The organism is Candidatus Melainabacteria bacterium RIFOXYA2_FULL_32_9 (genome assembly GCA_001784615.1).
In the GTDB taxonomy this organism is placed as follows: Bacteria; Cyanobacteriota; Vampirovibrionia; order Gastranaerophilales; family UBA9579; genus UBA9579.
Genome location: MFRQ01000168.1, coordinates 1 through 6,581 on the forward strand (window position 1 = coordinate 1; position 6,581 = coordinate 6,581).

The 6,581-nt window shown below is 33.4% G+C and carries 5 protein-coding genes; all 5 read left to right on the top strand.

The window, feature by feature from the left end; genetic code table 11:
* On the top strand, positions 1 to 841 hold an 841-nt coding region (locus A2255_06435; GenBank protein OGI16663.1), incomplete at its 5' end, for a hypothetical protein.
* A gap of 233 nt (positions 842 to 1,074) precedes the next feature.
* Positions 1,075 to 1,758 carry a hypothetical protein gene (locus tag A2255_06440; protein OGI16664.1) on the top strand — a complete coding sequence of 228 codons (684 nt, stop codon included), beginning with the start codon at positions 1,075 to 1,077 and terminating at the stop codon, positions 1,756 to 1,758.
* 81 nt (positions 1,759 to 1,839) lie between these two features.
* Complete coding sequence (locus A2255_06445) at positions 1,840 to 3,774, top strand: threonine--tRNA ligase (GenBank protein OGI16667.1); 1,935 nt, start codon at positions 1,840 to 1,842, stop codon at positions 3,772 to 3,774.
* Between the two features lie 662 nt (positions 3,775 to 4,436).
* On the top strand, positions 4,437 to 5,222 hold the full coding sequence (locus A2255_06450; GenBank protein ID OGI16665.1) for a hypothetical protein: 786 nt from the start codon (positions 4,437 to 4,439) through the stop codon (positions 5,220 to 5,222).
* A gap of 335 nt (positions 5,223 to 5,557) precedes the next feature.
* Positions 5,558 to 6,322 carry a hypothetical protein gene (locus A2255_06455; GenBank protein ID OGI16666.1) on the top strand — a complete coding sequence of 255 codons (765 nt, stop codon included), beginning with the start codon at positions 5,558 to 5,560 and terminating at the stop codon, positions 6,320 to 6,322.
* The last annotated feature ends 259 nt before the right edge of the window (positions 6,323 to 6,581 follow it).

Here is a 6,581-nt window from a genome sequence, read left to right on the forward strand (position 1 = left end):
ATTATTGACAATATCAAGCTCATACCGTACAAAAGGAAATGGTGAAGTCCTTCTTGATATGTATGAGAATTTTTTATCTGAATCTCAATATAATAAAAAGAGATTATATTTAAGAGATTTTAGTATAAAAACCTGCACAGGCTGTATGGGATGTGCAATTAATAAAGAATTTTGCAAGATTGAAGACGATCTTAGAAAATTAATTGATCAAATTTTAATTTCTGACGTCTTAATAATCAGCGCACCGGTTTATTTCCTGGGAGCATCTTCAATCACAAAAGCAATCGGAGATAGATTATTAGGTATTCATAACCTGCTGGATTATTCAAAAAGAAAGCCGGCTGGAATTATAATAACAGCAGGAAGAGAAGAATGGGAAGGTCTGGCAATACAGAATTTAAGCATTTTACTATTATCACTTGGATTCTACATAAAAGATGTTCTTGTTGCTCACGGACAAGGCCCTTCAGAAGTTGTTTTAGACCCCGACATAAAAAATAAAATTGAGATTTTCACAAAAAATATTGCTAATCCTGATTATAAAGTTCCTAATATTTCCAATAAATGCCCTGTTTGCTTTGGTGAAAGCTTTAATATACTTGATAAATCAAAAATAAAATGTGCTATATGCAATTTATCAGGTGAGATCATAGGAAATAAGGATGAAATTCTGATATCGTTTCCTGAAGATGCAATAAATAATAGCAGATGGTCAGCTGATAATCTAAAAGATCATATGGAAAACTGGGTAGAAGGTTCCATTCAGCGATATAAAGAGAAAATTAGAGAAATAATGAAGCTGAGAAACTCAATTAAAGTGAGTATTAATAAATCCAAATGAATTGTTATTAACTCAAGTTGCTAGCTACATAGACTTTTGCTTTTAGATTACTTCGCAAAAGTGATTATTATCTGGTATTCACAGTCCATAGCTCGTAATGACAGAAGTATTATTGGAATGATTGATGACTTAAGATAGTGCGAAGCACCTCGTAATGACATACACGATTATTTAAGTAACTACTTGAGTTTGCTATAATATATAATTGTCATATATGAATTAAAGGATATAATATGCAAATTTGTAATTCCTGCCATGCCGGCTGCTGTCGCAAACATAATATTGATATTACCGGAATTGATATTCTAAATATTGCAGAAACTCTTAATCTTGATATTTCTTTTTTCTCAGAAGCTTTGCCAAATGATGATCAATATGTAAAAGCTATGCTTAATAAGGTTCCGTTATTGAAATTTACCGATGGTGAACCAGATAAATACTACAGAATGTGCCTAAAAATGAGAGAAAGTACCCTTTTTCCTAATTCTCTAAAATGTATGTTCTTACAGGAATGGATTGATGAAAATCCGGATTCAGCTAATTTTAATAAAGTTATTGCAAGATGCGGAATTTACAATATAAGACCTCTAACCTGTTCTACATACCCTGCAAAACTTGAGCAAAATAGCCTGTCAGCTTATTACATTGATCCCTTTATAAGCTCAGAAGAAAACACCAATCCTGCTTATAAAGCTTGCCCAAGACCATTATCAAAAGATGATTTTGATAATAACTCAGCAAATATGATGAAAGACCTTGTATTATACAAATTTGAGATGGATTTCTTCAAGATGTTATCTGAAAAATGGAATAAAAATCCACGCGCTTCAGATGATCTGATAACATTCTTAAAAGAAGAATATAAAAATAGAGTTAAATTTACTCCTAAAGAAATTTCTTCACCACAAAAGAATTAGTTCATGATTAAATAAGTTTAGTGTCACTTGATTTTAAATACTACAACCGAGGAAAATAAAATGTCTGATAAAGTAGGAAACATGATAAAAGTAATTTTACCGGATGGATCAAATATAGAATTAGAAGAAAATTCAACTGCCGCTGATCTTGCCGGCAAAATAAGTGAAGGTTTAAGAAGAAATGCTGTTGCAGCAGAAATTAACGGAGAGATTGTTGATATTAATACTCCATTAATTAATGGTGCAAATGTAAGAATACTTACATCAAAAGATCCTGAAACCCTTGGTATATTAAGACATAGTACAGCTCACGTTATGGCTCAGGCTGTTCAGAGAACCTTTCCTCAAGCAAAAATTGCCATAGGCCCTAATATAGAAAATGGCTTTTACTACGACTTCGATATTCCGGGACACACTCTCACTCCTGAAGATATTCCTGTGATTGAAGAAGAAATGAATAAAATAATTAAAGAAGATCAGGCTTTTGAGCGTGTACAAATTAAAAATGTTCAAGAGCAGCTCACTGACTTTAGAGAAAAAGGTGAAGTTTATAAAACCGAGCTTTTAATGGAATATGCTCACGAAACACCAACTATGTACGTGTGCAAAACTAAAGAAGCTGGAAAAGAAGTCTGGAGCGATTTATGTCGTGGCCCACATATTCCGTCAACCAAATTTATAAAAGCATTTAAACTATTAAGTGTGGCTGGCGCTTACTGGCGTGGTAACGAAAAAAATAAAATGCTCCAAAGAATTTACGCTACTGCTTTCTGGACAAAAGAAGATTTAAAAGATCATCTCGATAAACTCGAAGAAGCAGAAAGAAGAGACCATAGAAAACTTGGAACTCAACTAGACTTGTTCAGCATTAGAGAAGAAGTCGGTGCAGGACTTGTTCTATGGCATCCTAATCTTGGTGTAGTCAGACAAATGCTTGAAGACTACTGGAGAGAGGAACATAGAAGAAGAGGTTATGACATAGTGTACAGTCCTCATATAGCTAAATCTCAATTGTGGGATATATCAGGACATAATGACCACTTTAGAGAAAATATGTTCTATATGGAAGTTGATGAGCAGGATTATGTTCTTAAGCCTATGAATTGCCCGTTTCATATATTGATTTATCAATCAAAAAGACATAGCTATAGAAGCCTGCCGCTTAGATATGGAGAACTTGGAACTGTTTACAGATATGAACGATCAGGAGCTCTTCATGGCATGACCAGAGTCCGTGGGTTTACTCAAGATGATGCTCATATATTCTGCACTCAGGACCAGTTTGTGGATGAAATTAAACGAATTATTGATCTTGTTGATGATACATTAAAACTCTTTAATCTTGAATACACTATTGAGCTATCAACCAGACCAGAAGGTTTTGCGGGCTCTCTTGAAATCTGGGAAAAAGCTGAAGCTGGTCTTAAACAGGCAATGGAAGAAAAGAATCTTACTTATATAATCAATGAAGGTGATGGTGCTTTTTACGGCCCTAAACTCGACTTCAAATTAAAGGATGCTCTTGGAAGAACCTGGCAAGGTGCGACAATTCAATTAGACTTTAATTTACCTATCAGATTCGATCTTAAATATACTGAAAAAGACGGAAGCCTCCAGACTCCTGTTATGATCCACAGAGTAGTTTATGGAACTCTCGAAAGATTTATCGGTATATTAATAGAACACTACGGCGGAGCATTCCCAACCTGGCTAGCACCACAACAAGTCGTTGTGATTCCTATCGCAGACAGGCATGCGGAGTACGCTAAGTCAATATATGATGATCTAAAAAGCCTTGATATTAGAGCTGAACTTGATGATAGAAGCGAAAGCATGAACTATAAAATTAGAGAAGCTCAGGTAAATAAAGTACCTTATATGATGATTGTAGGTGACAGAGAAATAACATCTAACCAGGCTTCTATAAGATCAAGGAACAAAGGTGATCTTGGTTCTAAAGATGTAAAAGAATTTATTGATGCCCTCAAGCAGGAAATAGATTCTAAAAAAGCCTAATATAAAAGCTAAAATATAATGATATTCCTGGCTATTTGATTTTGATAGCCAGGAATTTTATATAAAGAAATAGAAAAAATACTTAAGGAGGTAACAAAAAATACTTACGCATAAAGTGATATTGTCATTGCGAGGAGGGCTGAAAGCCCGACGTGGCAATCCAAATTATAGCATTATTTAATGGATTGCTTCGCTTCGCTCGCAATGACAGATTTGCGTTTTAAAATACGCAATAATTTTTTGTTTGTTCCTTACTGATGTCATGCCGGAACAAGTCCGGCATCTATACAGTTAACGCTTTAAGCTTTTATTTGCAAGCAAGATAGATCCCGAAATAAATTCGGGATGACATTTCCACTATAATTTCATGTAAAAACTTTTTTGCTTACTTAAATCAAGTAGTTCCTTATTCCTGCATTACACAGATAAATTACTCATATTTTTGTAATATTTCTTAATAAACCCATAGAAAATGGCAATTTAAAATAACAAAAAGTTTTTTTAAATATAGGGAAGAATTAAATTTTACTGGAGGAGTTAGGAATGAATCTACTTAAATGTTTTAAAAAATAAAAAACCATACAGCAAGCATTTGCTGTATTTATTGACATTTAATTCAATATTAGAGGGAAGAAATAACCAATAGGGAAGGAGATATTGTAATGGGATTGTTTGATGGAATAGTAAAAGGTATAGGTAATGCTATAGGTGGAGTTGTAAAAGGTGCAGGAAATATCGTAAAAGGCGTATGTGATGTTATCAAAAACCCGAAAAAAGCAATAGATGGTGTTGTAAAAGGTGCAGGAAATATTGTAAAAGGCGTATGGGACACTATCAAAGACCCGAAAAAAGCAATAGATGGCGTTGTAAAAGGTATAGGTAATTTTATAAAAGATCCAGGTAAAGCTATAGGTGATTTATGCAAAAACTTATTCAGTAAAGACGGATTTCTTAGTAATTTATTACCTATAGGAGGATTATTAATTCCAGGGCTTGGACTAGGAGGCTTATTAGGTGGTGGTGGACTATTCAGCGGCATTACAAGCAAATTAGGATTAGATGGTTTATTCAGTGGTATTACAGGTAAATTAAGCGGAGTTTTTGGAAAAGACTTAGGCGGTGTACTTGGTTCAGGATTGGAAAATAGTGTTTCAAGTAATGTTGATAATGTTTTTAGTAATGCAGCAGGTAATATTTTTAAAAGTACAGCAAAACCTGAAAAAAATGAGCAAAAACTTACTGATTTAAATTTATTCAACATGAATTATGATGCACCAAAGAACTCTTTATTAGATATATTACAAGCTTCAACAAACAATTCACAAATGAATTCATCAATATGGTCAACAAATTCAATTGATCCACAATTATTTAATAACCCTTTAAAATTACTAAATACAGCTATACCAATATCTCAATTAGCAAGAAGTGGAAATTTATCAATCTAACATAATTACAATTCTCCTCTAATAACTATCCTCTAATAGAGAAAAGGTCAAAACCTTTTCTCTTTCTATTTGCAAGTAATTGCTTATCATTTGAAAGTCCAGTATCCGCTTAATCAGGATTTTAGACTAATTATTCTACTTTTCGTAATATTTCTTAATCTATTTTCAAAAAATACGCAATTTTTTAAAAACAAAATTGTTTATATATGCAGGGTGTATTTTGGATATATAAAGAGGAGATTTAAATTAAATAAATAACGTATTAGTGTGAAATTTTGGCCTGTTCCAATGACCAAATAACAATGTAATCTGGGATAATGAGAGGAGATTTTCGTATGGGGTTATTTGACGGAATTTGTAAAGCAATTGGAAACATCGGTAAAGGCATTGGTGATGCATTCAAAAAAATTGGTGATGGCGTAGGAAATGTCGTACAAGGCGCAGGAAAAGTCTTAACAGGAGATATATGGGACGGTCTCAAAGATATGGGCTCAGGTGTCATAGATGCTACCGTCGGAACTGTAATTGATATACCATTTGCAGCATTAAAAGGCTCTGCTGAAGTCAGCTTAGAGGCAGTAAAAACTGTAGTCCAAAATCCGTTTACAGTTGCAGGTGTAGCAGTAGGCAGCACATTATTACCAGGTCTAGGTATAGGTGGAGCTATACTTGGTGCAATTGGCGGTGGAACTTTGGGCCAGTCAATAGATAAAGCTATTTTTCCAGAAGCCCAAAAAGAGACAAATACAGCAGATCAAAATCCAATTTATCCGCCTCAAAATTCAAATTCTATTGATATTAGACAATTATTACCTTTATTGGCAAAGTTAAAACAATTAATGGATTCACAAATGCAGAGTCCTTTTGATCAACCATACCCACAACAACGAACATATCCACAACAAACTTGGAATGAACCATATCAACAATCATATATGCCTCAACCAACTAATTTAACTGTCAATAATTACTATTATTCTAATCAAGCTAGCAGTCCATTTGCTGCATTACAGAACAAACCACAGTATATTCGCAAGCCAATGGCATATAACAGACCAGTAATTAATATAGGTAACGTAAATAACCTATTAGTAGCATAAAACCAACCTTATTATTAATAAAAAGAGAAAGACCTAAAAGTCTTTCTCTTTTTTACAGGAAACGAATAAATTAACGAATATACTTTTGCAATAATAATTAATTTTTCAGGTGCTTGCCTAGAATAATATTTAATGATTGGTAATAGATTTCTAATATTTGCAGTTTGCGGTATTTATAAAATTTAAAAAATCGTCCAAACTGTCATTACGAGGAAGCAGCAAAGCTGCACCATTAAAGTCTATAGTTTTAATACTAAGA